The sequence below is a fragment of the Caballeronia sordidicola genome (assembly GCF_000729995.1).
Lineage (GTDB): Bacteria > Pseudomonadota > Gammaproteobacteria > Burkholderiales > Burkholderiaceae > Caballeronia > Caballeronia sordidicola_A.
In genome coordinates, this window is record NZ_JNFG01000199.1 from 146816 (window position 1) to 173487 (window position 26672).

At 62.8% G+C, this 26672-nt stretch carries 20 protein-coding genes; all 20 read left to right on the forward strand.

The window, feature by feature from the left end; all coding sequences use genetic code 11:
* The first annotated feature begins 71 nt into the window (after positions 1 to 71).
* The 20 genes from tssC to FH08_RS0135520 all read left to right on the forward strand — a co-directional run bounded on the left by tssC (position 72) and on the right by FH08_RS0135520 (position 26530).
* Complete coding sequence (tssC, locus tag FH08_RS0135425; protein WP_031362879.1) at positions 72 to 1592, forward strand: type VI secretion system contractile sheath large subunit; 1521 nt, start codon at positions 72 to 74, stop codon at positions 1590 to 1592.
* 65 nt (positions 1593 to 1657) lie between these two features.
* Complete coding sequence (locus FH08_RS0135430; protein ID WP_031362880.1) at positions 1658 to 2146, forward strand: Hcp family type VI secretion system effector; 489 nt, start codon at positions 1658 to 1660, stop codon at positions 2144 to 2146.
* A gap of 99 nt (positions 2147 to 2245) precedes the next feature.
* Positions 2246 to 2674, forward strand: coding sequence for a type VI secretion system baseplate subunit TssE (tssE, locus tag FH08_RS0135435; protein WP_235210601.1), 429 nt, complete (start codon positions 2246 to 2248; stop codon positions 2672 to 2674).
* Entirely contained in the window at positions 2667 to 4430 is a 1764-nt protein-coding gene (gene tssF, locus FH08_RS0135440) for a type VI secretion system baseplate subunit TssF (RefSeq protein ID WP_031362882.1), read from the forward strand. Before tssE ends, tssF begins: the two co-directional genes overlap by 8 nt.
* On the forward strand, positions 4385 to 5548 hold the full coding sequence (gene tssG, locus FH08_RS0135445) for a type VI secretion system baseplate subunit TssG (protein WP_031362883.1): 1164 nt from the start codon (positions 4385 to 4387) through the stop codon (positions 5546 to 5548). The genes tssF and tssG overlap by 46 nt, the downstream gene beginning before the upstream one ends.
* Positions 5545 to 8274 carry a type VI secretion system ATPase TssH gene (tssH, locus tag FH08_RS0135450; RefSeq protein ID WP_031362884.1) on the forward strand — a complete coding sequence of 910 codons (2730 nt, stop codon included), beginning with the start codon at positions 5545 to 5547 and terminating at the stop codon, positions 8272 to 8274. Before tssG ends, tssH begins: the two co-directional genes overlap by 4 nt.
* A gap of 4 nt (positions 8275 to 8278) precedes the next feature.
* Positions 8279 to 10171: a type VI secretion system tip protein TssI/VgrG gene (tssI, locus tag FH08_RS0135455; RefSeq protein WP_031362885.1), complete on the forward strand. Its 1893-nt coding sequence runs from the start codon at positions 8279 to 8281 to the stop codon at positions 10169 to 10171.
* On the forward strand, positions 10168 to 10908 hold the full coding sequence (locus tag FH08_RS0135460; protein ID WP_235210602.1) for a toxin-antitoxin system YwqK family antitoxin: 741 nt from the start codon (positions 10168 to 10170) through the stop codon (positions 10906 to 10908). Before tssI ends, FH08_RS0135460 begins: the two co-directional genes overlap by 4 nt.
* Positions 10909 to 10910: 2 nt before the next feature.
* Positions 10911 to 11297 carry a DUF4280 domain-containing protein gene (locus FH08_RS0135465; protein ID WP_031362887.1) on the forward strand — a complete coding sequence of 129 codons (387 nt, stop codon included), beginning with the start codon at positions 10911 to 10913 and terminating at the stop codon, positions 11295 to 11297.
* A gap of 12 nt (positions 11298 to 11309) precedes the next feature.
* Positions 11310 to 11558 carry a hypothetical protein gene (locus FH08_RS0135470; RefSeq protein ID WP_031362888.1) on the forward strand — a complete coding sequence of 83 codons (249 nt, stop codon included), beginning with the start codon at positions 11310 to 11312 and terminating at the stop codon, positions 11556 to 11558.
* A gap of 95 nt (positions 11559 to 11653) precedes the next feature.
* The gene (locus FH08_RS0135475; protein WP_200878846.1) at positions 11654 to 12547 is read left to right on the forward strand and encodes a substrate-binding periplasmic protein; all 894 of its coding nucleotides are present in this window, start codon (positions 11654 to 11656) and stop codon (positions 12545 to 12547) included.
* A gap of 41 nt (positions 12548 to 12588) precedes the next feature.
* On the forward strand, positions 12589 to 13863 hold the full coding sequence (locus tag FH08_RS0135480) for a dicarboxylate/amino acid:cation symporter (RefSeq protein ID WP_031362890.1): 1275 nt from the start codon (positions 12589 to 12591) through the stop codon (positions 13861 to 13863).
* Between the two features lie 8 nt (positions 13864 to 13871).
* The gene (locus FH08_RS0135485; RefSeq protein WP_031362891.1) at positions 13872 to 14573 is read left to right on the forward strand and encodes an aspartate/glutamate racemase family protein; all 702 of its coding nucleotides are present in this window, start codon (positions 13872 to 13874) and stop codon (positions 14571 to 14573) included.
* Positions 14570 to 15997, forward strand: coding sequence for a dicarboxylate/amino acid:cation symporter (locus FH08_RS0135490; protein WP_031362892.1), 1428 nt, complete (start codon positions 14570 to 14572; stop codon positions 15995 to 15997). The genes FH08_RS0135485 and FH08_RS0135490 overlap by 4 nt, the downstream gene beginning before the upstream one ends.
* On the forward strand, positions 15994 to 16509 hold the full coding sequence (locus tag FH08_RS0135495; protein ID WP_051888776.1) for a hypothetical protein: 516 nt from the start codon (positions 15994 to 15996) through the stop codon (positions 16507 to 16509). The genes FH08_RS0135490 and FH08_RS0135495 overlap by 4 nt, the downstream gene beginning before the upstream one ends.
* A 78-nt stretch (positions 16510 to 16587) precedes the next feature.
* A complete protein-coding gene (tssK, locus tag FH08_RS0135500; protein ID WP_031362894.1) occupies positions 16588 to 17910 on the forward strand; it encodes a type VI secretion system baseplate subunit TssK in 1323 nt (440 codons plus the stop codon).
* Between the two features lie 64 nt (positions 17911 to 17974).
* On the forward strand, positions 17975 to 18730 hold the full coding sequence (locus FH08_RS0135505) for a DotU family type IV/VI secretion system protein (protein WP_031362895.1): 756 nt from the start codon (positions 17975 to 17977) through the stop codon (positions 18728 to 18730).
* 37 nt (positions 18731 to 18767) lie between these two features.
* Positions 18768 to 22979: a type VI secretion system protein gene (locus FH08_RS0135510; RefSeq protein ID WP_031362896.1), complete on the forward strand. Its 4212-nt coding sequence runs from the start codon at positions 18768 to 18770 to the stop codon at positions 22977 to 22979.
* Positions 22976 to 24160 carry a type VI secretion system protein TssA gene (tssA, locus tag FH08_RS0135515; protein ID WP_031362897.1) on the forward strand — a complete coding sequence of 395 codons (1185 nt, stop codon included), beginning with the start codon at positions 22976 to 22978 and terminating at the stop codon, positions 24158 to 24160. The genes FH08_RS0135510 and tssA overlap by 4 nt, the downstream gene beginning before the upstream one ends.
* A 354-nt stretch (positions 24161 to 24514) precedes the next feature.
* The gene (locus tag FH08_RS0135520) at positions 24515 to 26530 is read left to right on the forward strand and encodes an acyl CoA:acetate/3-ketoacid CoA transferase (RefSeq protein ID WP_031362898.1); all 2016 of its coding nucleotides are present in this window, start codon (positions 24515 to 24517) and stop codon (positions 26528 to 26530) included.
* Positions 26531 to 26672 lie beyond the last annotated feature (142 nt).

Here is a 26672-nt window from a genome sequence, read left to right on the forward strand (position 1 = left end):
CGGCCGCAATGAGCCCAATGGCATTGCATGCCCACAACCGCGGGCGTAACGAACTTTCATAGGTGATCCAGATGGCAAGCAAGAATGCAGCCGGCACGGCGGCAAGTGATACACACGATACCCAGACACTCGAAGCACCGGCGCCGGGCGCCGAACTGAGCCTGCTTGAACGCATCGTTCATGAAGGCAACATGGCGGTCGAGGAGTCGCAAAGCGTCTACGCGAAGAAGCTGATAGGGCAACTCGCGTCGCAGATTCTCGACGAAGGCATGCGCACGAGTCCGGACAAGAGCGTTGTCGCGATGATCAACGAACGCGTCGCCGAAATCGATTCGCTCCTGACCGACCAGCTCAACGCGATCATGCACGACTCGTCGTTCCAGGCGCTCGAAGCGTCGTGGAGTGGTTTGCACGACATGGTGTACGGCACCGAGACGAGCACGAAGCTGAAGCTGCGCCTGCTCAACGTCACTAAGAAAGAACTGCTGAAAGATCTCGAAACGGCCGTCGATCACGACATGAGCGTGCTGTTCAAGAAGATCTATGAAGAGGAGTACGGCACGTTCGGCGGTTATCCGTATTCGCTGCTGATCGGCGATTACAGCTTCGGCCGTCATCCGCAAGACATCGCGTTGCTCGAACGCATTTCGAAGGTGGCCGCTGCCGCGCACGCACCGTTCATCACCGCGGCCGCACCGAGCCTGTTCGACATGAAGTCGTACACGGAACTGGGCGTCACGCGCGATCTCTCGAAGACGTTTGAAAGCGCCGAGCTCGCCGCATGGCGCAGCTTCCGCGACTCTGAGGATTCCCGCTACGTGTCGCTCGTGCTGCCGTCGTACGCCGCGCGTTTGCCGTATGGCGCGAAGACCAAGCCGGTGGACAGCTTCAGCTTCGAAGAAAACGTCGACGGTACCGACCACAGCAAGTACTTGTGGGCCAACTCGGCTTATCAACTGGGCCTGCGTATTACCGACGCTTTTGCCAAGTACAACTGGTCGACGGCCATTCGCGGCGTTGAAGGCGGCGGCAAGGTGGACGGCATGGTCGCTCACACGTTCAAGACCGGCGAAGGCGATGTCGTGCTGAAGTGCCCGACCGAAGTGACGATCACCGATCGCCGCGAGAAGGAACTGAACGACCTCGGCTTTATCGCGATCGTCAATTCGAAGGGCTCCAACTTCGCGACGTTCTTCGGCAGCCAGACCGCCAACCGTCCGAAGGCCTATAACAAGGACTCGGCGAACGCGAATGCGCAACTGTCGTCACGCCTGCCGTACGTGCTTGCCGCTTCGCGCTTCGCGCACTACCTGAAGGTCATCATCCGCGACAAGATTGGCAGCTTCCAGACGCGTGCCGATGTCGAAAGTTATCTGAACAACTGGATTGCCGACTACGTGCTGATCAATCCGTCGGCGTCACAAGCGTCGAAGGCGCGTTATCCGCTGGGCGAAGCGCGTGTCGATGTGACGGAAGTGCCGGGCAAGCCGGGTGCGTATCGCGCCACCTGCTTCCTGAAGCCGCATTTCCAGATGGAAGAACTGACCGCGTCGATTCGCCTCGTCGCGGAACTGCCGGCAGCGGCAGCCTGATGCATTGCGTGCGGCCGGGCCGCACGCAAGCCTTGCTCAACCTCACCCAATAAACCAGGACAGTCATGGATACGATTCTTCTCTCCATCAAGGACATCAAGGGTAACGCAATGATCGACGGCTACGCCGATCAGATCGTGATCCACTCGTTCTCGCACTCTGTTTCGCTGCCAATGGGCATGGACGCGACCAACACGGAGCGCACGCTTGGCCGCCCGAATTTCCAGGAGTTCTCCTTCTCCAAGAGCACCGACCAGGCGACGCCGGGTCTGTTCGCGGCTTGCGCCCAAGGCACCAAGCTCGGCGACGCAACGCTGTCGATCGGCCGCAATGAGAACGGCAAGTTCATGCTGCACATGAAGTACGTGCTGACCAATTCGATGGTGTCGTCCATCGGCACGAGCGGCGGCGGTGAAATGGGCGACACGTTCTCGCTCAACTTCACGCAGATGACGTCGCAATACACGCAGCAGAACATCGACTCGACCAAGAAGGGCAACGCATCGTTCGGTTGGGACCTGTCGAAGAACGTCCCGGTGGCGCCCGCTGCCTGATAGCCGAGAGTGGGTCGCGTCAAGCGACAGACTTTTCACAATCTGCCTATCCGTCTCAGGAGTATTCGCGTCATGCCGGCAACTTCAAGGGGTTCAGTCATGCCCCTGTTCGACCGTCTCGCCGCTAGCGGCGAGACCCAATTTCCGGGCAAGAATGGGCTGCGGGATTCGGTGGCGCGCGATCTGGGCAGGTTGCTGAACACGCGTTCGCGGCTCACCTTCGAGGCGTTCGGTGCGACCGATGGAAGTGTCATCGACTACGGCGTGCCGGACTTCTCGGAACGTTCGATGCGCTCGGGTGGCGATCGCGACGCCATTGCCGCGGCAATCCAGCACGCGATTCAGTTGTTCGAACCGCGTCTCATGAATGTCACCGTCAGCTTTGCTTTCCCCGCCGATCGCGCGCCCGACGCCATCCTGCTGATCGGCGGCCAGATTCGTGAGGGAACAGGCGTGGACCATGTGGCCTTCGAACTGGCACCGTCGGGCCACTACACCGCAGACCCGCGTTGGGTGGAACATGGCTGACCTGGCCCGCGACGATATCCTCCAGTACTACAAACGCGAGCTGTCCTATCTGCGCACGCAAGGCGCCGATTTCGCGCAGCGTTATCCGAAGGTTGCGGCACGGCTGGCGTTGCATGGCACCGAATCGCTGGATCCTCACACCGAGCGGCTGATCGAAGCCACGGCATTTCTCGCGGCACGTGTCCATCGTGATCTCGATCAGGAATTTCCGCAGGTTGCTTCGGCCTTGCTGGACAACGTTTGCCCGTCGCTCGTTCAGCCGATGCCGTCGATGACCGTCGCACAGTTCGAACTCGATCCGAGCCAGGGCAAGGTGACGGCGGGCTTCAAGGTGGCGCGTCATACGGGTTTGCAGGCGCTCACTGAGAGCGGCGACGCCTGCCGGTTCCGCACGGCGTGGGAAACGATGCTCTGGCCGCTGAGGATCAGCCGGGCCGCGTTCGGCGACGACTCGACCTTACGGCTCACGCTCGAGTGCGAACCGGGCGTCGATTTCTCGGAACTCGAACTGAAGCAATTGCGCATCCATCTGCACGGCGACTGGATGGTGACAATGCCGCTCTATGAATTGCTCGCGTCGGGTGTGACCGATGTATCGCTGCGGCCGGAGAGTGGCGGGGGTGTCGTCTTGCCCGCGTCGGCATGGCGTGAAGTGGGTTACGCGGAAGCCGACAGCGTGCTGCCGCAACCACCGCATGCGCAGCCGGCTTATGGGCTGATGCAGGAATATTTCGCCTTTCCGCGCAAGTTTCATTTCTTCGATCTGCATCATCTGGCGGGCCGCCTCGGCACTGGCCGCACATGCGAAATCGTGCTGCATCTGGAGCGGGTGCCGCGCGGACTCGGCATGCTGGGCGCGCAACATTTCAAGCTTGGCTGCACCCCGATCGTGAACCTGTTCTCGCAGACCAGCGAGCCCATTGCAATCGATCATCGGCAGTACGAATACCGGCTGGTTGCGGACCAGCGGCGCGACGCCATGACCGAAATCCATTCGATTGTGTCCGTGGTCGCGTCGGACCCGTCGATGGAACGCTCGGCGACCGTGCCGGGGTTTTCCGCGATCGACCATGTAGACGCGAACGGCGCGACCGTCTTCTGGTCGGCGCGCCGCGAGCATAGTCTGCGCGAGAACGTGCAGGGCACCGACATGTTCCTGAGCTTCGTCGATGCAGGCAACGTCAGCAGCCAGCCGACCGAGCCGGTCGTCTACGCGAATGTGATGTGCACCAACCGTCATCTTGCCGAACAGTTGCCGGTCGGCGCACGCATGATGCTGGAAAAGGTCTCGCAGAACGTACGCGTGCGTTGCCTTTACGAACCGACCCTGCAGCGCAGCCCGCCGCTCGGCAGCGAGACGCTGTGGCGCTTGATCTCCATGTTGACGCTCAACTATCACTCGCTCGTAAGCGGCGCGACGGGGCACAAGCAACTGCAGGAAATGCTGCGTCTGTTCGCGTCGGAAAGCACGCGTGAGCAGGACCAGATTCACGGCATCAAGAGCATTCAGGCACGCAACGTGACCGCGCATGTTGGCGCCGATGCGTGGCGCGGATACTGCCGCGGCACAGAAGTCAGCATCGAGTTCGACGCCCATGCGTTCGTTGGTGGCTCGCCGTTGCTGATGGGCGCGGTGCTCGCGCGCTTTTTCGCGATGTACACATCGGTCAATTCTTTTGTGCGGTTGGTCGTGCGCCGTGGAGACGAGATATGGAAGCAATGGGAGCCGATGACCGGTTGCCAGCAGCTGCTCTGATCGCCAGGCTCATTGCGAATCCGCAAGGGTTCGATTTGTTCCAGGCGATCAGTCTGCTCGAGCGCGCAGTGCCTCACGCGCGTCCGCTTGGGCGCGGCAACGGCGCGGGCGAAGCCGTGCGGCTGAGCGGCTTTGTATCGCTCACCTTCGAGCCAAGCGATGTCCGCAGCGTGCGGCAAGGCGAGCTGCCCAAGCGTACTGCCGCTCATGAAGCTAACGAGGCTCATGAAGTTCACGCTGCACACCGTCCCGCCTATACGCTATCAACACCGGTGCTGACGCTGGCCGGCGCGAACGGCCCGCTGCCCATGCCGTTCACCGAACTCGTGCTGGAAGGCCGTGCACAGCGGGACTCCGCCACCGCCGACCTGCTCGATATCTTCAATCACCGCTTCCTGTCGTTTCTCTATCGCAGCCGCAAGAAGCACGCGCCGGGTCTTAACTGGCGCTCGCCGCACTCGTCGGCGCTGGCTGCCTGTCTCGATGCGTTAAGCAACCTTGGGCTGCGCGGAGCGCTGCGAGGCCCGCACGATGAACACCTGTGGCTGCGTCATGCCGGGCTGCTCAGTGCGGCGCCGCGCTCAATGACGGGCCTGCTCGCCTTGCTCTCCGATCGTCTCGGAATGCCGGTGCGCGGTGTGCAGTTTGTCGGTGGCTGGCGTGAGATCGACAAGACGGATTCGCTGCGGCTCGCGCGCGTGGGTTCGCGTGCGCCCCGGCTCGGCGGACAGAGCATGCTTGGGCGCCGGGCGTGGGACCAGGCTGCGGGCATTCGCATCGAGTTCGCTAATCTTTCGCGTGGGCGCTTTGCGGCGTTGCTGCCCGGCGGCCCGGATCATGTGCTGGCGCAGTGGCTGATTCGCTGCTACGTGCAACAGGATTTCGATGTGGAGTTCGTGCTGAAACTTGCGCCGCAAAAAGTGACCTGCGCGCTCGGTGGCACGAATGCGGCCCGGCTCGGCTGGACCTCATGGGTAACAGGTGTGCAGAGCAGCGCCGCGCGAGAGACCGATACACCCTATAAAACCGGTATGACCACCGAAGCGCCGGCTCCGGTTCGGCTTGCGCTGCGCGCGGCCGGCCAACCCGAGCGCCATTACGAAGGATGCAGCGCATGAACATTGATATCCGTACGCTGCTGAGCCGGCTCAACCCGGAGTGCAAGCACGCGATGGAACAGGCCGCGCAATTGTGCGTGCGGCAGACTCACTACAACGTCGATGTCGAGCATTTGCTGCTGACGTTGTTGGAACTGGATGCGCCAGATCTGCACGCGATCCTTGCGCATTTCCAGATCAAGCCGGATACGCTGATTGCGCAACTGCAGAAATCGGTCGACCAGTTCAAACGCGGCAACGGCCGCACGCCGGCCTTGTCGCCGAATTTCTCGTCGCTCTTCCAGGAAGCGTGGTTGTTGAGTTCGATGCTGCTTGCAGAGCAACAGATCCGCTCCGGCACGCTGTTGCTGGCACTGCTCGAAGTCGATAGCTTGCGCGGCCTGCTGCTCGATTCGGCGCCGGCGTTGCTGAATATTCCGCGTGCGACTTTGCGCGAACTGTTGCCAACGGTGCTGGCCGGTTCGGCGGAAGACGGCGGCGGAGCCGCTGCGCGCAGCGCAGCGGCAACCAGCAAAGCCACGGACGCTGAACAGGCTGCCTCGCCATCGCAACCTGCGATGCCGTCAATGCCTCGCGGACAGGCAGGAGGAACACAGCGCACCGCGCTTGACCAATACACGGTCGACCTCACCGCTTTGGCCCGCGAAGGCGCAATCGACCCGATCCGCGGTCGCGATGCCGAGATCCGTCAACTGATCGACGTGTTGCTCCGCCGCCGCCAGAACAATCCGATCCTGACCGGCGAAGCGGGTGTCGGCAAGACGGCAGTCGTCGAAGGGTTCGCGCAACGCATCGTGCAGGGCGATGTGCCGCCCGCACTGGTGAACGTGTCGTTGCGCTCGCTCGATCTCGCGTTGTTGCAGGCGGGCGCGGGCGTGAAGGGTGAATTCGAGAACCGCCTGAAGTCGGTAATTGCGGAAGTGAAGGCGTCGCCGGTGCCGGTAATCCTGTTCATCGATGAAGCCCATCAGTTGATTGGCGCGGGCGGCAGCGAAGGACAGGGCGATGCGGCCAACCTGCTCAAGCCGGCGCTGGCACGCGGCGAACTGCGCACCATCGCTGCGACGACCTGGGCGGAATACAAGAAATACGTTGAACGTGACCCGGCGCTCGCGCGGCGCTTCCAGGTGGTGAAGGTCGAAGAGCCGACCGAAGCGGTTGCAATCGATATGCTGCGCGGCATGGTGCAAAAGCTCGAGGAACATCACGGCGTTGAAATTCTGGACGACGCGGTACGCGATGCGGTCAAGCTGTCGCATCGCTACATTTCAGGGCGCCAATTGCCCGACAAGGCCATCAGCGTGCTCGACACCGCCTGCGCGCGAGTTGCTATCGGCCAGAACGGCGTGCCTGAGGAGATCGAAGCGCTGGGCCGCTTGATCGAGACCAACGAAAACCAGTTGCGCATCCTGCGTCACGAAGCCGCCACCGGCAGCGATCACGTTGACTCTATTGCTGCCGTTACGAAGCAACTCGAGGAACACCGCGCACAGCACGCGCGGCTGAGCGACAAGCTCGCCACGGAAAAACATGCGGTTGGTGAAATCATCGCGTGGCGCAAGAAGATCGGCCTTCATCTGGCGGACGAAGGCAAGGCGGCGGAAGGCGAGGATAGTGAAGACGGCGCCTCGTTGACGGCGAATCTTGCGCGCCTCGAGAAAGGGCTCGAAGCCGTGCAAAGCGATGAGCCGATGGTGCCGGTCTGCGTCGACTCCAGCACGGTGGCCAAGGTGATTTCCGGCTGGACCGGGATTCCAGTTGGCCGCATGCTCGCCGACGAACTGCACACCGTGCTGTATCTGCAGGACAAGCTCGCCGAACGTGTGGTCGGCCAGAACCAGGCGCTCGATGCCATCGCGCGCCGCGTGCGCACGTTCCGCGCCGATCTCGACGATCCAGGCAAGCCGGTCGGCGTGTTCCTGCTGGTGGGCCCGAGCGGTGTCGGCAAGACCGAAACGGCATTCGCTCTCGCGGATACGCTGTACGGCGGCGAGCGCAACATGATCACCGTGAACATGTCCGAGTTCCAGGAAGCCCATAGCGTGTCCGGCCTGAAGGGCGCGCCGCCGGGTTATGTCGGCTATGGACGCGGCGGTGTGCTGACCGAAGCGGTGCGGCGTCGCCCATACAGCGTCGTGCTGCTCGATGAAATGGAAAAAGCCCATCCTGATGTGCTCGAACTGTTTTTCCAGGTGTTCGACAAGGGCGTGATGGAAGACGGCGAAGGCGTGCCGATCGACTTCAAGAACACGCTGATCCTGCTGACATCGAATGCGGCCCAGGACATCATCACCGACGCGTGCCAGGGCGGGCGGCGCCCGGAACCCGAAGCGCTGATCGAACGCCTGCGTCCGGCGCTGCTCAAGCAGTTCAGTCCGGCGTTTCTCGGCCGTCTCGTGCTCGTGCCGTACTACCCGCTTGGCGACGCGCAGATCACATCGATCGTCAACCTGAAGCTCACGCGGCTCGCGCAGCGTTTCGAGCGCAATCATCATGCACGCCTGACGTGGGATGAACCGTTGGCCGCGCTGATTACCGAACGCTGCAAGGAAGTCGATAGCGGCGCGCGCAATGTCGATCACATCCTGACGCAATCGGTATTGCCCGAGCTGGCGCGCCAGGTGCTGGAGCGCATTTCGATCGCGGAACCGTTCGGCGGCGTACACCTCGCGCTGAACGGTGCGGGCGGCATCGAATTCCGCTTCCAGTCTGTCGAGGAGGCGTAGCAGCATGTCGACTGTGCCCAGCCAGGCTGACTGCTTTGTGTCGGTCACGACGCCGTTCGGTGCCGATGCGCTGCTGCTCGACGGGTTCGGCGGTCGCGAGGCGATCTCCGAGCCATTTCATTTCGACTTGCGGATGCACTCGACGAACAAGGCGCTGGATGCACAGACCATCATCGGCAAGGCCGTCACGGTGACGGTCAAGGATCAGGTCGGCACGGCGCGTTACTTCAACGGTATCGTGAAGCGCTTCGCGCACACGGGCGCGAATTCGCAGTACGGCTTCTACTCGGCCGAACTGGCGCCGCGCCTGTGGTTGCTGACGCTCGGCCAGGACCGGATGATCTATCAGAACCAGAGCGCGCTCGATATCGTCAAGGCCGTGCTCGGTACCTTCCAGGTGCCGCTCGAATTGCGCATCAGCGGCGACTATGCGGTGCGCGAGTACTGTGTGCAGTACGACGAAAGTGCATTTGCCTTCATCTCGCGGCTGATGGAAGAAGAGGGCATCTTCTACTTCTTCACCTTCGCTAATGGTGCTCACACCATGGTGCTTGCCGACAGCGCATCCGCACATGAAGTCGGTCAGCCCACGCTGTATTTCTCGCCCGACAGCAGCGTGGCGCCGCGCGCCGAACGGGTCGGTGAATTCGCGATGACGCAGGACATTGTGTCAGGCGTTCACGTGCTTGCCGATTACGACTATCTCACCGCCGCTAGCTCGACGGCATCGTCGAGCGCGAGCGCGTCCGTGCCCACCGGACGGCGCTTTACGTTTCCCGGCAAGTACGCGACCAGCGCGGAAGGCACGCGTAAATCCGCGGTCCGGCTCGCCGCGCAAACCGTCCAGCAGCAGACCGGTCGCGGCGCCGGCTATTGCTACGCGCTGACGGCGGGCACGTCCTTCACATTAAGCGGGCATGTGAACAGCGCGCTGAATGTGTCGTATGTGGTGCGTGCCGTCACGCACACAGCGTCCAACGATACCTACAGCAACGAGTTCCATGTGTTTCCGGAATCGGTACCGTTTCGCGCGCCGCTCACGACACCGCGTCCGCTGGTCGCCGGCACGCACACGGCGAAAGTGGTCGGTTCATCGGGAGAAGAAATCTGGACCGATTCAAACGGCCGCGTGAAGCTGAAGTTCTACTGGGACGGCAGCGCCGGCGCCGATGAAAACAGCTCTTGCTGGGTGCGCGTATCGCAATCATCGGCGGGTCAGGGATGGGGGCACCTGTTCTTGCCGCGCATGGGGCAGGAAGTGGTGGTGAGCTATGTCGACGGTGACCCCGACCGGCCGCTCGTGACCGGTAGTGTCTATAACGGCGAGAACGCGACGCCCGTCGCGCTGCCTTCGCTGCAGACGCAAAGCGTGATGCGCTCGCGCTCATCGAAGGGCGGCACCGCCGGCAACGAAATCCGTATGGAAGACAAGCTCGATTCCGAAGAGCTTTATTTCCACGCGCAAAAAGACATGAACGTCGCGATCGAGAATGGGCTGACCACTACTCTGATCGCCGGCGCCGAATCGCATGTCATCCAGAAGGGCGACCGCACGATCGACGTGCAGACCGGCAAGGAGACGCACACGGTCAAGGGCACCCGCACGCTCGATGTGACCGGCGACGAGACGCACACCAATCATGCGGCCTTCACCCAAAACGTCAGCGGCAATTACACGCTGAAGGTCACCGGTAACCTGGTGATCGACGTAACGGGGTCGATCAGCATCAAGGCGGGCACGTCGCTGGCGAGCGAGGGCGGCACGACGCACGCGAGCAAGGCGGGCACGACCTTGAGTGGCGAAGGAATGACGATTTCACACAAGGCATCGGCGACGCAAACAGTCGACGGTGGCGGCATGCTCGCGCTGAAAGGCGGGCTGGTCAAACTGAATTGAGGCAAGCGATCGAAACTTTCCTGTCACCGCCAGCCGCAACGCCTGACGCTTCGTCCGCGGGTGAAGTCACGCAGATCGTCGAAGAGCGCGATGACGCGGGCCGCCTCGTCGGTCGCGCGTCGTTGATGGCCGGCGTGCCGCATGGCGAGAGCACGCGCTATGCGCCCGACGGCACCATGCTGCTGCAAGCCAACTATGCGCACGGTGCACTGAACGGACCGCTGCGCTCATTCGACGAGCAAGGCGCGCCGCTCCAGCACGCGCATTACCTGAACGGCAAGCCGCATGGCGTGGTGACGGTCTATCAGGACGGTTGCCTCGCCGCGCGTCAGCACTACGTACAAGGCGTGCTGCACGGCGAGAGCGTGTCGTATGCACCGTCGGGGCTCGTCACGTCACGGATGACCTATGAGGCAGGCAAGCTCGATCGTGAGGCGCTGTTCATGACCGACGGCGTCGTGGTCCGGCGCACGAACTATCGCCATGGACTGCTTGAAGGGGAAACGCGCGAATACGCGCGCGACGGCGCGCTGGTTCAGTCGTCGCCTTACCGCGCGAATCTGCTGCATGGGACCGTGCGCCGCTTCGCGCCCGATGGCAGCGTCTTCGAAGAGCGCGTCTTCCAGCAGGGCAAGCCGCAGGGCGAATGGCGCAGCGTCGACGCAGCGCCGGCAGCCGGAAGCTCGCCGGGCGCGCCGCGGCTGGTCAAGAATTTTGAAAAATGGGTGAGGGGCTAGACGTGGGCATTCAGGTCACAGCAGGGACCACGCTGCAATGCAGCTTCGGCGCCGCGCCCGGAACGCTCGGCGTGCTGCCGCTGAACGCCGTGCTGTCCGGGGCGCCAGCGGCAACCGTGATGGACCACCTGCCGATGGTCAACGTGATGCCCTTCGGCACATGCATGTGCATGGGTAATCCGATGGTGGCCGCCGCGACGGCCGCCGCGCTCGGCGTGCTGACGCCCATGCCTTGCCTGCCGGTCACGGCCGCGCCGTGGGTGCCGGGATCTCCGACCGTGCTGATCGGCGGACAGCCGGCGCTGCAGAACTCGTCGAAGCTGATGTGCTCGTGGGGCGGCGTGATCCAGATCGTCGCGCCCGCACAGTTCACCACCATGGTTCCTTAAGGATAGAACGCGATGCAGCAATACGTTTTTTCGATGACTTCACGGATGGTGACCATCGCCGCGGCCTGCGCGTTGTTGCTCTGTGTCCTGCTGTTCGTGCTGGGCATCGAGATCGGCGCGCGGTTTAACACGACGCCGTCGGCCGACGCACCCATGACTTCGGCCGCTCACTCGGCGGTATCCACCGACAGTGTCCCGCCGCAGCCGGCACAGCAAGGTGCCAATGACCTCGCCGCGGTTCCCGCTTCTTCGACTCTCTAAGACTGGTGCTTTTCATGTCGTCTCTGCTTCGTATCTTTACAAGGTTTACCCGGACCCTCGACCGACGTGCGCAGGCGGCACGTTTTACGAGCGGCATGCTGCTCGCGGCCGTCGTCACGCTGGTTGCGTTGCCCGCTGACGCTGCGAGCAATCGGCCGGCGCCGCCAGCCGCGCCCGCCGCTGCTGCCTCAGCCACGGCCACAGCCGCCTTACCAATGACATCCACAGGTCTCGTCCAGATGCCTGACGGCCGGCTGCTCGCGCCCGAGTTCGCACGCATCATCGAACGGGGAGAGTTGGTGGTCGCGGTACTCGGCGTCGACCAGCCGCCGTTCTTCGAAGAACGCGCCGGCCAGCTCACCGGACTCGATATCACCCTAGCCGGCGACATCGCCAAAAAGCTCGGTGTGAAGGTGCGTTTCAATCGCGACGCGAAAACTTTCGACGACGTTGTGAGCCTTCTCGCTAAAGGCCAGGCGGATCTGGCCGTTAGTAAGTTGTCGCGGACGCTGACGCGCGCACAGGTCATCAGTTTCAGCACGCCTTACCTGAGCCTGAAGCGTTCGTTGCTGCTCAATCGTGTGAAGTTTGCGCAACTCGCGCATGGCCGGGGAGTACCGGAAGTGATCCGTTCGTACGATGGTTCGATAGGCGTAGTCGCCAATTCGTCGTACGCCAGTTATGTCGTCACTAATTTTCCGAAGGCACAGGTACACAGTTATCCGACCTGGGAGTCGGTGCTCCGCGCGCTGAATATGGGCGAAGTAACGGCGGCTTATCGCGACGAGTTCGAGGTGAAGCGCGTGTTGAAGCTCGACCCGACCGCGTCGCTGCGGCTTCGTGTGGTCACGCTGCAGGATCTGGAAGACACGCTCGCAATCGGTGTGAACGTTTCCGAGCCAACATTGCTCGCGTTCATCAACCAGTTCCTGGCGGAGCGCAGTACCAAGTTCGATGTGAGCACGGTCCTGCAGGCCACTAACGACTGATACGCGCACGATAAGCACACACATACGCGAGAGAGCAGACCATGAATTCCAGCAGGATCTATGCATTCGCCCTAAACCCGTGGGTGGTGATCGGCAGCCTCGCGATCGGTGGCACACTCGGCCTGCTTTTGCCCGTCGAGGCGCAGAAACTTGGCTTCATTGGCGATATCTATGTCGACTTGCTGAAGATGACGACCTTGCCGTTCATGATCTCGGCAGTCATCTTCAGCTTGCAGCGACTGTTTCGCGACGGTGGCACCTCGCGCCTGCTGGTTCGGGTGGTGACGGTGTTCCTGTGCGCCTCGGCGACCGTGGCGGTGGTTGGCGCGATCGTGTTACTGGTGCTTCATCCCGGCAAGAACCTGTCGAGTGCGACTATGCAGACTTTCGGCCTGATGGTCGGCAGCGACAGCACATCCAGCGATACCGTGATGAGCCTGTACGGGGCCGATGTCGCGCAACCGTCGCTCAGTTTCTCCGACGTCCTGACGAGCCTCGTGCCGACCAACATCTTCGCGGCGCTCGCGAACGGCGACGCGCTCAAGGCGCTGGTGTTCGCACTGCTGTTCGGTCTTGCGGTCGGACGTGTGCCCGAGCGCATTTCAGCCGGTCTCAGCCAGTCGCTGGAAACCATCTATCACGCCTGCCAGAGATTGATGCACTGGCTCAGCTATCCGCTCCCGCTGATCCTGATTTGCATGAGCGCCGCCCAGCTCGGCAAGTCGGGCGTGGGACCGCTGCACGCGATGCTGCACTTCGTCATAGCGTTTTTCGTCGCGTCCGTATTGTTGCTGCTGCTCGCGACCGCGATCATCTGGAAACGTTCGAGTCATAGTCTCGGCAAGACGCTGGACGAACTGCGCGCGCCGTTCGCACTCGCACTCGCGACCCGCAATAGCGCGGCATGCATGCCAAGCATGATCGAAAGCCTGGTCGACGGACTGGGTTTTGCACGTTCACGCGTCGAGTTGCTGGTGCCGCTCACGATCTCGCTGTTGCGTGTGGGACCGATGGTCTATTACGTGTGCGCGACGCTCTTCATCGCGCAACTGTATGGGCACGCGCTTGGCATCGTCGAGCTGGCCACGGTGCTGCTTGCGTCGGTGCTGGCGGGTTTTGCATCGGCGGGCATGACCGGGCTCGTCACGGTGTCGCTGGTGGGCATGACGTGCGCGTACCTGCGCCTGCCGTTTGAAGCCGCGTTCATCCTGTTCCTCGCGGTCGATCCGTTGTGCGACATGCTGCGCACGCTGATCCTCGTGATCGGCAACGCAGCCGCGGTGACGCTGATCTGTCCGCGGCCGTTGAAAATCTAGGACCATTGATGGCACTCATCGGAATTCTCGGCGGCATGGGTCCTCTCGCGACGGTCGATTTCATGGCCAAGGTCGTGCAGCTCACCGACGCTTCCTGTGACCAGCAGCATCTGCCGATGCTGGTCGCCAATCTGCCGCACGTCGCGGACCGCTCGCGCGCCATTCTCGGCGATGGCGAGGATTGTCTCGACGGCCTGCTGGAGGGCATCGATCTGCTGAACCGCAACGGCGTAGGACTCGTCACGATCCCGTGCAATTCGGCTCATCACTGGTATGCGCAGATGCTGGCGCGCAGTGACGCGCCGGTCCTGCACATCGCCGATGCTTGCGTCGCCGCAGTGCCCGATTCGGTGCGACGCGTGGCCGTACTCGGCACCGGCGGCACACTGGTGTCCGGCTTTTACCAGACAGCGCTGGCCGCGCGCGGCATCGAACCCGTGGTGCCCGACGCCGCCATGCAGCAAGAGATCGCCGCGTGCATCCATGAGGTCAAGGCTGGCGCGTTGAAGCATGCCGCCGGGCATCTGGCATTGGTGCTCGACAAGCTGGCCGCACAGGGTGTGCAGGTGGCGGTAATGGCTTGCACGGAGATTCCACTGGCCGCACGGCATCTGCCGGATTCACCGCTAGCGTTGATCGACAGTTCCCTGGAGCTGGCGCGCGCCACGGTATCGTTCGCGGTTGCGCGCGGCTGGAACCGGCCGCAATGAAGACTTTGCAGACGCTCTCGCAGAGCACCCTCGGCTTGCTGCTGTGCCTCGCAGTGGGTGGCCTGTGCGGCGTGTTCGCCGCACAGGCCGGCGCATTCGCGTATTTCATCGGGGAACTGTATCTGTCGGTCGTCAACATGGCGGCCGTGCCGCTGCTGGTGGTGGCGACGTTCTTCGGGTTGCGTCAGGTGCTGGCATTGCCGAGGCCGACTGTGCGCACAGGCACCATAGTCGGTCTGGCTGTCGGACTGGTCGTGCTGTGCGCAATCGGCGGCACGCTGGCGGGCGTGCTCATGATGCCGGGTCAGCATCTCTCCATTGCAGCGCACGAACAGCTCGGCGGACTGGTGCTCAAAAGCGCGGGCGATGGCGGGGAAGTGCGAGTCACACTGTTCGGCCAGGCGGCGCACGCTGCGTCGAACGTGGGCGCCTATGGCGTGCATGATTTATTTCCGGACAATTTCTACCGGGTGCTCGCCGAAGGCCGTTCGCTCGGCATCCTGACCGGCACGATCCTTTTCGGCATGGCGTTCGCCACGCTTTCACGCGACCAGTCGAACATGTTGAACAACGTGTTCGAGGGCGTGTACAGGACACTCGAAGTCATTATCGCGCATGCGAACCTGCTGATTCCCGTGCTGGCGTTCGGCATGGCCGCGCATCTCACATCGCATACGGAGCGCGCCACGCTCAGCGCCATGGGCGGTTTCCTGCTGTGCTTCCTGCTGGTCACCTTGTTGCTCGGCGGCTTCGCACTGGCGATGATCACGGCGCGCAGCAGCCAGCCGCTCGGGCAGGTGATCAAAGGCCTGAAGGCGCCGCTGCTGGTAGGCCTCACGTCGGGAAGCGCGACGGCGCCGATCCCGCACACCATCGAGGCGATGAGCGCGGGACTGGGTTTTAGCCGCGGTATTGTCGAACTGGTGGTGCCGTTCGGCTCGGTGTTCGTGCGGGCCGGCTCCGCACTCTACTTCGCGCTGGCGACGGTGTTCGTCGCGAACCTGTACGAGCGACCGCTCGATGCCAGCGACATCGCGATGATCGCCGCTGCCGCCACGTTGGCCTCGTTCATCTCGGCAGGGCAGAACGGCGTGGCGACAGTCGGTTATACGGGCGTCGTGCTGTCGTTCCTGCATCTGCCGGTGGAAGCCGCAGGCGTGCTGTTCGTTACCATCGATCTTATCTGCGAAGGGCCGCGCAACGTGCTGAGCCTGTTATCGGTGTGCACGGTGATTGCGCTCGTGTCGGCGGGGTTGCCTTCGGAACGGACCCAGTTTGCCGATGGGCATTCGCATGGCGGCCCCCAACTCGGACAGGTGCTGCGCTTCGAGTTCACGCGTGCGCAACTCGTGCTGGCGGTGGGCTGCGCGGCGGTGGCGGCGTCGCTGATCGTATTGATGGGCATTGGAGTTGGAGCGAGATGACGAACTGGTTGATGAGCGATGGTGTGCGCTGCATGTCGCGTCGCGGCGCTCGCCTGCTGATGGCAATCGGCTGCGCCTGCGGTCTCGCGTGCCTGCTCGCGAGCTGCGGCATGATGGGTTTGAGCGGAGAGAAAGCGTCGTGGTCGCAGGTCACGCTGACCGCCAGCGACGACATGAACAACAACAGCCCTCTGGCGGTAGACGTGGTGCTGGTGAGTGACGACGCGATGCTCGCACGGCTCGCCGAGTTGCCCGCATCGAAATGGTTTGCAGGGCGCGCCGATCTGCTCAGTACCTTCCCGAAGAGCCTGCGTTTCCGCAGTTGGGAGTTGGTGCCCGGCCAGCGGGTCGACCTGCCCGAGGATGCATTCAGCGGTCCGCGTGTCGTCGCGGCTTTTGTGTTTGCCAATTACCCCGACCCCGGCGCGCATCGCGTCCGGATACAGAAGTTCAACGGCCGCCTTGTCGTGCAGTTGGACAGCAATAGTTTTTCAGTCGCGGATACGAAATGACAGCGTGTGAGCGCCAATTAAAAGATTACGCCGCCAACCCGGCGGATGCACACCGTCGCGGCGTATGGGGGAACAACCATGGCTAACCCGGTCACCGATCGCATCGAGTGGTTCGAGGGCATGCTGCTGTCACCGCAGCATTTTCAGTTGATGGGCGCGCGGGTCGATTCCCTCGTGGCGTGGCAGACTCTGGCCGCCGCGCCATTCAGTTGGGGCGTGCGGCGCTTGGTGTTCGACAACGGCCTGTTGCCGACCGGACTCGTGCGGATTCTCGAACTCGACGCGATCATGCCCGACGGCACGGCGGTTTCCTATGCGGCCGAGTCGAGCCAGCACGGGCGGCTTGAACTGTCGCTGGAGCCGTTTGCCGAGCAGTTGGCGAAAGGGCCGCTCGATTTCTATCTCGTGCTGCCGGTCGCCGCAACCATGCGCCGCGATGCGCAGGTGAAGCGCTTTCGTTCAACCGCGGGTGTGCCGGTTGAAGACGAAGTGTCCGATGCTCCCCCTGCCGATATCCCGCGCCTCCTGCCGAATCTCGCGCTCACCGCGGGCGAGCTGCCCTCGGGCATACATGTCCATTTGCGGCTCGGCTCGGTGTATCGCGACAACGAGGTGGTGCGGCTCGGCGACAGCTTGCCGCCGCTGCTCGAAATAGCCCGCGACAACCCGCTGTGGACCGCGGTTGCTTCGTTGCTCGGACAGTTGCGCGGCAAGGCGGCCTTCGTCGCGCGGCAGACGGCCAATCCGTCGTCGAAGGTGGACGACCGCCTGACTCAACTGGAATTGAAGGATCGCCTGCGCAGCCTGCTGAGCGCGTTGCCGCTTGCCGAAGCGGTGCTGCGCACGCCGCATCTGCATCCGCTCGCGCTGTTCTGGTCGCTGGCATCGCTAAGCGGAGCGCTCGCCACGATCAAGCCCGGAGGCCTGCCTCCGGTGCCGCCCGATTACGACCATGCAGATCCGCTGGCGGTATTCACGCCGTTGCTGCGTTCGCTGCGCGAAGCGGTTTCCGAAGTCAGCGAAGACTACCGCGAGCACAAGTTCGATTTCCGCCACGGCGCGTTCGAAATCGGCTTGCAGCCGGACTGGGTCGGCGAGCGTCTCGTCGTGGGCTTGCGCGGCCAGTCCGAGCGTGACCTGCTCGCATGGATGGAGGGTGCGGTGATCGGCTCGCAGTCCGTGTATGCAGCGCTGCGGGCGCGCCGTGTACTGGGAGCCACGCGACGCGGCGTCGATTATGCGGAAGAGCTTGGAATCCGCTCCGGCTCCGGGTACCTGCTGTTCGAAATCGATGCGGAAGCGGCGCTCGTGCATGCCACCGAGCCGCTGGTGATAGGAAATCCGAACGAAGGTGCGAGTGCCCAACGGCCGCAGGAAATGCTGCTGTTCGTGAAAGGCTGACGGCTGACGCTCGGCCTGAGAGTGAGACAGAGAAGATGAAAGCAACGATGAAGGTACGCTGAGCATGGCACGCAATCGACCGCTTGAACCCGAAGAAGACGACCTCGTGACTGAACAGTTCCGGGTTTTTCTCGATGAGCTCGTCAAGGCGCAGGCGCGCTTTTCCGAAGTGCCCGGCACGGATCCGGATGTCGCCGCTCAGGGCCTGAGCCGTCATCTTCTGAATCTGCTCGAGGTACAGACGCTGCAGTCACGGCGCGACACCACCCGCTTCGAGATGGAAAACGTCGCCGATGCGCGCTACCTGAAAACCGTGCTCGCTGATGAAATCCTGCTCAATACGCCGTGGACCGGGCGCGAGCGCTGGACCGCGTATCTGCTCGAATCGACGCTGTTTCGCACCAATGTCGCGGGTGACCTGGTGTTCCGCCGCATCGAGCAACTGCTGTCTGACCGTGAACCGTCGCGCCGTCACGTCGCGCGGCTTTACCTGTTCGCGCTCGCGATGGGCTTTCAGGGCCGCTTTCGTGATGCCGACGCGGCCCCGCGGCTGCGCAGCTACCGCGAGGAACTCTACGAGTTCGTCTACCAGCGCCGCGCGGATTTGGGCGGCCGCGACCGCGTGCTGGCCGAGCCGGCGTACGCGAACACACTGTCGCACGTGGCGCCCCGCAAGCTGCCGACCGTCAGTCGCTGGACAGTCATTTTTCTGCTCTCGCTGGTGTCGTTGCTGGCGATTTCCGAAGTGCTCTGGCTGTGGCAATCGTGGCCGGTGCGCGAAGCGTTATATGCCGATCCCGTGACGGGGGTGAACCCGTGAATTCACTCAAGCTGATCAGGGTTGCGGGAGCGCGCGCATGTTGACGAGCAATCTGTTCCTGTTGTCCATTGCCGTGCTGACGCTGGTCGTATGCGTCGTGCTCGGCGCCGTGCTGTACTTCGCGTTGCATGGCGCGCAAAGCAAGCCGGCCCCGGATCGAAAGATCGTCCGCCTGCGTTCGGATTCGCTGCGCAGTGCGTTTCGCCAGGCTGTCGAGTTGATCGAAGGGAATATTGCGTCGCGTGCCGAGCGCTACAACATTCCGTGGATCATGATCCTCAACGAAGGCGACGATCCGTGCCCGTTGCCCATCGCGCAATCCGGTGTCGCGAGCGTGCTGAGCGCGGAGGCGGCCAGCCCTGCCGCCACGCAAGGGATCTCGTGGCATTTCTTCGACCGCGGCATTGTCGTCGATATCAAGGCGGCCTATCTGGGTTCTCCGGAAGACGACGGCGATGAGAAGCCGTGGGACGAGTTTCTCGGCCTGTGCCGGAACTACAGGCAGCAGCGGCCGTTCGACTCGGTCGTCATCACCGTGCCAGCTGCAACCCTGCTGGCCGACGATACCGATGCGCAACTCGAACTGGTTCGTCATGCGAAGCTTGCGCATCGGCGCCTGTGGCTCGCGCAGAACCGTTTCGCGATGCGCTTCGCGGTGTACGTCGTGGTCACCGGCTGCGAGGCGCTGACGGGCTTCGCGCCGTTTGCCCGCGCATTGCCGGAGGCGTTGCGCGCGAGCATGCTCGGCTGGTCGTCGCCGTATGACTTGTCCACCACGTATTCGTCGGATTGGGTCGACACCGCGATGCACAGCATCATGCGTTCGGTCTCGGATGCGAGCGCCGAATTGTTCGCGCTCGATGCGGGGCAGATGGACGCGCGCCAGTTCCTGCTCTTGCCGTCGCGGATCGAGGCGATGAGCGCACAATTGCAGCGCTATGTGGACGAACTGCTGCGCGCGAGCGCCTACCACGAGCCGTTTTTCTTCCGCGGCATCTACCTGACCGGTGACAGCAGCGAATTTGCTCAATGGAGCGTGGGGCAGGGCGACGAAGCCGCGGTGAAGCGCGATGCGCTTGCATCGCCTGCATTCAGCGAGGACCTGGCGACGGGCGGCGTGGCCGTCTACGACGCGGGCGATTCAGCGTTGCAGCCGGCCGGCGGCGGATCGCCCATGGGCCGCCGCGAACCAGGTGGCTCGCTCAACGACCTGATGCTGCAGCCCGCGTTCCTGCGCGACCTGTTCGAAAAGAAGATCTTCCTGGAGTACGGCCTGACGCGGCCGTCGCGCTCTCAATACCTGGCGCGTCCGGTGCTGAGCCGGGCGTTGCGCTGGGGCGGCATCGCGCTGCTTGGGGGCTGGGGTCTCGGGCTGGTCGTGGCGACCGTTCAACTGAGCCATCGCAACGGCGAACTGGTCGCAGCGCTCGGCTCGCTGCACAGGGATGCGCAGGAGCGTGCCGCGGCCGCGCAGCAGGCCCAGGACCTCCCGGCGGATTGGTATCGGCGCAAGGCGCTCGCGCTGATTGCCCTGAACCAGCATTTGAAAACCGACAGCACGTGGACGGTTTTCATGCCGGGCTCGTGGAGCGTGGTGGACGATCTGAACGCCCACGTGAAAGAGCGCTTCGAGCGTGAATTCGGCGAGATCGCGGTGACTGCGCTTGAGCGCGAGATGTTCTTGCGCGTGAGTCAGTTGACCGGCGAAAGCCGCGATCCGAGCACCGGCCAGTTGATCGTCAACGACGACTGCACGGCGCCGGCCGCGGCGCGCAGCGACGTGCGCGGTGCGTCGAGCCTCTCTGTCGACAACTCGCCGCAAGTGCGCGCGTTGCAGCAGTATGTAGGCTCGGTCGATCAGCTCGACGCCGCGTTGCAGGCGCTGCAGCGCCTGCAAACGCCGTCGCCGGACAATGCCGACGCGTTGCGGCTGGTGGTGCGTTATGCGCTGGGCGCGGAACTGCAGGGCAGCGTGGCCGGCACCTTGCCTTACTTCTATCGCGATCCGGCCGGACGCGGTGCGACCAACTTCGCGGCCAATTTTGCGGCCAACCCCGTGGGCGGCGTCAATCTGCCGGTGATCCAGCAGGCACTGCGCTGCACGCTCGACAAGGGCGCGCAACAGGTCGACAGCGGCCTGTTCACCAACAACGCATTGCTGGCTGCGGAGCGTTCGGTCACCGAGCATCTGAACAACCTGTCGGTGGGTACCGCAGGCGCCGCGGATTTCACGCAGCTGACCAATAACTATCGTGCGATCGTGGCGGGTATCGATTCGCAGCGCGAACTATTGGCGTCGGGCAACGGTGGCTGGCTGCGCCAGCCGCAATTCACGCCGGGGCCGGTCTATGAACGCACGCTCGCGCATGCCGCACAGAACCGTCTGCTCGGGCCCGATCTCGTGGCGCGTATTCGTGAGCGCGATGACACCGCGTTCCTGGCATTTCGCAGCGAACTCGCACTGCGTTTTGACACACCGGACAGCGGCCTCGTCTGGCTCGACAAGGACGCCCGCTATGCGGTCTCGCCGGCACGGCTTGCCCTGCGCGACGGCCTGTCCAATCTGCTGGGCCAGCCGTTCATGACGGCGCCGCGAGGCCGCACGCTGCCTGACCTTGGCGAAGGCTCGACGATCGTCTGGGATCGGGCGCAACTCGACCAGGCGCTGACGCTGGGTGACGTGCACAAGCGCTTCATGACCGATGGTCTCGCGAGCTTGCCGGCGGCAACCCGGCCGGCGATCGAGCAGGCGCTCGACGTGCAGTTCGCGCAGTTGATCCTCGATCAGACTGCGGGCGCCGCGACCGTTACTCAAGCTCAAGGCGACACGGACAGCGCCGCGTTCGACGCGTCGCGCGCACGCCTCGTCAGGATCGAATCATTGTTGGCGGAGATGAATGCCTCGGCTCAGGTCGAAGATCTGGACAGCGTGATGTCACGCGATGCAACGGCGCACCTGAAACTCGTCGACGATGCGCTCACGCAGTCCGAGTTGTACGCGACTCGCGAAAGCGTCGTGTACGACCACGCCAGCAGTAGCCGCTCGCCCGTGCTGGTGGCGTTCGGCGTCCCCGATGCCGGTGCGCTCGCGGTATATCTCGACCAGCAATCGGCCCGTGCGCTCACGCTCGGCAAGCAGGCGTCGACCTATCTGGCCGCGCTCAACGAGGCCGATGCGGCGTCGCCGCTGGCGCAGCGCTGGCAGGCGATAGTGCGCGATCTCGAACGCTATCGGCTGAAAAATCCGAACAGCAGCCTGCTGCGGCTCGAGCAGTTTGTAGCAACAGCCGCGGCCGACCCTGGCGCGGGCAGTTGCATGGCCAAGTTTGCCGGCCGGCCTGCCGCGAACGGAGCCGATGACTATTTCGCGGCGTTGCATGCGCGTCTTTACGATAGCCTGCTGGCGCGCTGCAGCCAGAACTACGTGTACGACCTGCGGCAGCAGTGGGACAGCTTTGCGACAGCCTTCAACCAGAACGTCGCGGGGCGGCAACCCTTTAGCGGCTCGATGCTGATCCATGTGGTGAACCGGGGCGACGCCAGCCCGGCGGATTTCGGCGAACTGGGTCAGGTGCTCAAGCGTTACGCGGCGGTGTCGGATACGGTCCGCGCCACGCGCGCGGGGGCGGGCACGCAGACGTCGTTGACAAATGCCTCGGTGCGCCAGTTCATCGACAATTTCGATCAGGTCAGAACACTGCTCGCGCCGCTTTATCCCGCTGACGATGGCGCGCCGACCGGTTACGACGTAGGCGTCGAATTCCGCGCCAATCGCGGCGCTGAAGTGGCTGCGAACCAGGTGATCGACTGGACCTTGTCGATCGGTTCGCAGAGTCTGTCGTTACACGATGCGCCGCATGCGCTTCACTGGGATTACGGCACGCCGGTGACACTGGTGCTGCGCTTTGCAAAAGACTCGCCGCTCGCGGCGGCAAGCGACCCGCAGCAGCGCGCACTGTCCACCGACGGACACACGCTCACCTGGCAATTCGCGGACCCTTGGGCGCTGCTGTCGTTCATCGGGCGTCAGCGCGTGCCGGATGCGAGCCTGAGAGGCGATAGCGCGTCGCAACTGCTGGGCTTTGATTTTCCGCTTGCAACGGCGAGCCCGGCCGACCTGGCCTTGTTGCCGAAGCAGGCGCGGGGCAGCGCGTTCCTGCGCCTCACGCTGATGCCTGCCGGCAAGAAAACCCCACTGCCGTGGCCCGGCAGTTTCCCGGCGCGCGCGCCGGACTGGACCGCGTTATGAAACTGGCTGACACAATGGATTCCACGCTGGATTCCGCATTGGATTTTGCGCCGACGGCGTTTGGCGCTGATCTCGGCTCGCTTGTTGCGCCTGTCGAAGGCGGCGAGGGTGGCGCCGGCATTTCGCTGCGCTACGACGCGCTCTACCAGCGGATTCGCGATGCCCGGCATCAGGACGACGCTACCCTGCCGATGCGCGAATGGGAGCGTCCGCTGATCAAGGCCGACTGGAAAACGGTCGCGGCGTTATGCAGTGACGCGCTCGGCAACCGCAGCAAGGATTTTCAACTGGCCGCATGGCTGTGCGAAGCGTGGACGCGTTTGCACCGGATCGACGGGTTCGTTGCCGGGACGCGGCTGCTGGCCGCGCTGGTCGAGCGCTATTGGGACCACGCATGGCCGCAGATCGAGGGCGACGACGTGGACGCGCGGATCGCGCCGTTCGTCTGGATGAACGATGCCTTTTCGTTGATGCTGTCGTTGCATGTGCCGTTGATGACCATCGAAGGGCGCGAACCGTCCGAGGTCAATCTCGACGACTGGCAGCGGGTTCTGCAGCTTGCCGATGACGACGCCGGCAGTGGCGTATTAACGCGCGATCTGCTCGCGCAGAATCTGAACAAAGGGCGCAATCTTGCGAACCTCAGGTCATTGCATCAGCAACTGGACGGCGCGCTGGGCGCCTGGCGCTCGCTAACCGGTCTGGTCGACGAACGGTTGCACGACGATGGTCCGAATCTTTCGCGCGTGAGCGACGTGTTGGCGCGCCTCGCGCGTGCGACGACCAGCCTGCTTGGCGAGCACGCGTTGCCGCAGACTCAGCTTAATGGCGGGCAGGATAAGTTCACGCATTTGCCGGCGGTTGCAGACGGGTTTGCATCTGCGGAACACGAGGGGCCGTTGGGATCTGGGGCACTCGTCCGCGATTCGCAACGCGAGGTGGAGCTGGGGCGTAATGCGGTGGCGTTATCGCCGGGACATATCGAGAGTCGCGCGCACGCCTACCAGCTGATCGAAATCGTCGCACGCTATCTCGAGGAAAACGAGCCGCATAGTCCCACGCCATATCTGCTCAAACGAGCCGTGTCATGGGGACAAATGCCACTCGCGAACCTGATGCGCGAGATCGTTCGCACCGAGGGCGACTTGACGCGTTATCTCGCGCTGCTCGGACTGGAATAGCGCAAGCCGGCGCAAAAACCAATCAAATTCCGCGCGGTTTCGTGCGGATGCTCGGGCCAGCGGTCAATCTCCGCACCAACAATCACTTCCTGAACGGAGCCAGTGCCGCGCCTATTGCGGCAGCTGGTCGTGTCAGTCCAACGTCGCCTCAATCACTCATAGAAGGCAAGCGACCGGCGCAAGCCGATCGCCGTCAAGCCCATTTTGAGCCGCTCTTGCGTGGATTTTTCGCTGTCCGCTCCCCGGCCGGTAGGGTTATCTCGGACTCTGGCAAAAGAGGGAGCGGCGCACAATGTCCGCTCGCAGGTTCGCTTGCCCGGGGTTCGTTCGCTCGCCGCTGATCGAGGAGACATCATGAGCGCAGGCTTTCAGCATCCGTTTCTATCGTCGCCGCGCAGTTCGGAGCGCGGCAAGGTGGTCACCGCCCGTGAAGCCGTACGACTGATCAGACCGGGTGACACCGTCGCGACGGGAGGTTTTGTCGGAATTGGTTTTGCCGAGGAAATAGCGATCGCGCTCGAAGCGCTTTACCTCGAGGAGAATAAGTCGACCGGCGATTTCCCGCGAGACCTGACGCTTGTCTATGCCGGAGGACAAGGCGACGGCAAGTCCAAGGGCTTGAATCATCTGGCGCATGTGGGGCTGGTTCGTCGGGTCATCGGCGGTCACTGGGGTCTGGTACCCGGGCTGCAGCGCCTGGCGATGGATGGCCTTATCGAGGCTTATAACTTGCCGCAGGGCGTCATCTCCCAGATGTTCCGGGACATTGCCGCGCATCGTCCAGCGCATCTTTCGACCATTGGTCTAGGCACGTTCGTCGACCCACGTCACGGCGGAGGAAAGCTCAACTCCCGCACGATTGAAGACCTGGTCAGTCTGATTTCAGTCGACGGGAAAGACTGTCTCTTATACAAAACGTTTCCAATCAATGTCGCAATCGTCCGTGGGACGACCGCTGACGCGAGCGGCAATATAACGATGGAAAAGGAGGCGTTGACGCTCGAGGCGCTTTCCATTGCGATGGCAGCGCGAAACTCTGGCGGCATCGTCATCGCGCAGGTCGAGCGGATCGCCGACACAAACACGCTGAACCCGCGACAGGTCAAGATTCCGGGAATCATGGTCGACTGCGTGGTTCTGGCGCAACCATCGAACCACTGGCAAACCTTCGCCGAACCCTACAGCGCCGCGTTTTCAAGCGAGCTTCGCGTAGCAGCGAGCTCCGTCGCGGCGATGCCGATGAACGAGAGGAAAATCATTGCCCGCAGGGCAGCGTTTGAATTGATGGCCAACAGCGTAGTCAATCTCGGTATCGGGATGCCCGAAGGCATCGCAAGTGTGGCCAATGAAGAGCAAGTAATCGACCTCTTCACCATGACGACCGAGCCCGGTGTGATTGGAGGCATCCCTGCAGGTGGCCTCAATTTCGGCGCGGCGACCAACACGCAGGCGATTATTGACCAGCCGTATCAATTCGATTTCTATGACGGAGGAGGTCTCGACATCGCTTTTCTTGGGCTCGCTCAGGCAGACCGCGAAGGCAATCTCAATGTCAGCAAGTTCGGTCCAAAACTCGCGGGAGCGGGCGGGTTTATCAATATCAGCCAGAGCGCCAAGAAGGTCGTGTTCGTAGGGACATTTAACGCCGGGAAACTGGATGTCGAGATCAAGGATGGTCGCCTTAACATCCGTCAGGATGGAACGTGCCGAAAATTTGTTGATGCAGTAGAGCATCGCACTTTCAGCGGTCAGTATGCGCGTGAGCGCGGGCAACCCGTGTTGTACATCACGGAACGCTGTGTTTTTTCGCTCGGTCCGGACGGACTCGAGCTGATTGAAATCGCGCCCGGCGTCGATGTGCAACGCGACATCGTCTCTCAGATGGGATTCGCTCCCGTCATCAAAGCGCCGCCGCGACTCATGGACGAACGAATTTTCCTTAGCACGCCGATGGGCTTGCGCAGCGTTCTCCTCCGGCTGAAACTGAGCGAGCGCTTTAGCCTCGATACCGAAAAGAACATGTTCTTCATTAACTTTGAAGGGCTGGACGTTGCGACTCACGAAGATGTCGAGGCGATATACGCGGAGGTTGAATCAAGGCTGGGTCGTGTTCTGTCGCGCCCCCACGCTATCGTCAACTACGACAATTTCACCATTCGCCCCGAAATCATCAACGACTATTCGAAGATGGTTTCCAGGCTGGTGAGTCAGTTCTATTCGGCGGTGACGCGATACACGACCAGCAGCTTTCTGAAAATGAAGCTAGGTAGCGCGTTGAGTGAGCGGGGTGTTTCCTCATATATCTACGAAAGCCCGGAGGAAGCAACTGCACAAAAAGACGGCGGGGGCGGGCGCTCAACGCTGCACTGAGCTTCTCTCTTGGCCGAGGAAAGGCGGAGCTTTTTTGGACCTGTGCCCACGATGCTCTGTCGGCAAACCCAGGCAGCGACGAGGTATTGCACGTCTCGGCGCCGAATCCCGATGCTCTCGGGCAAACCGAGCTGCCGCCGAT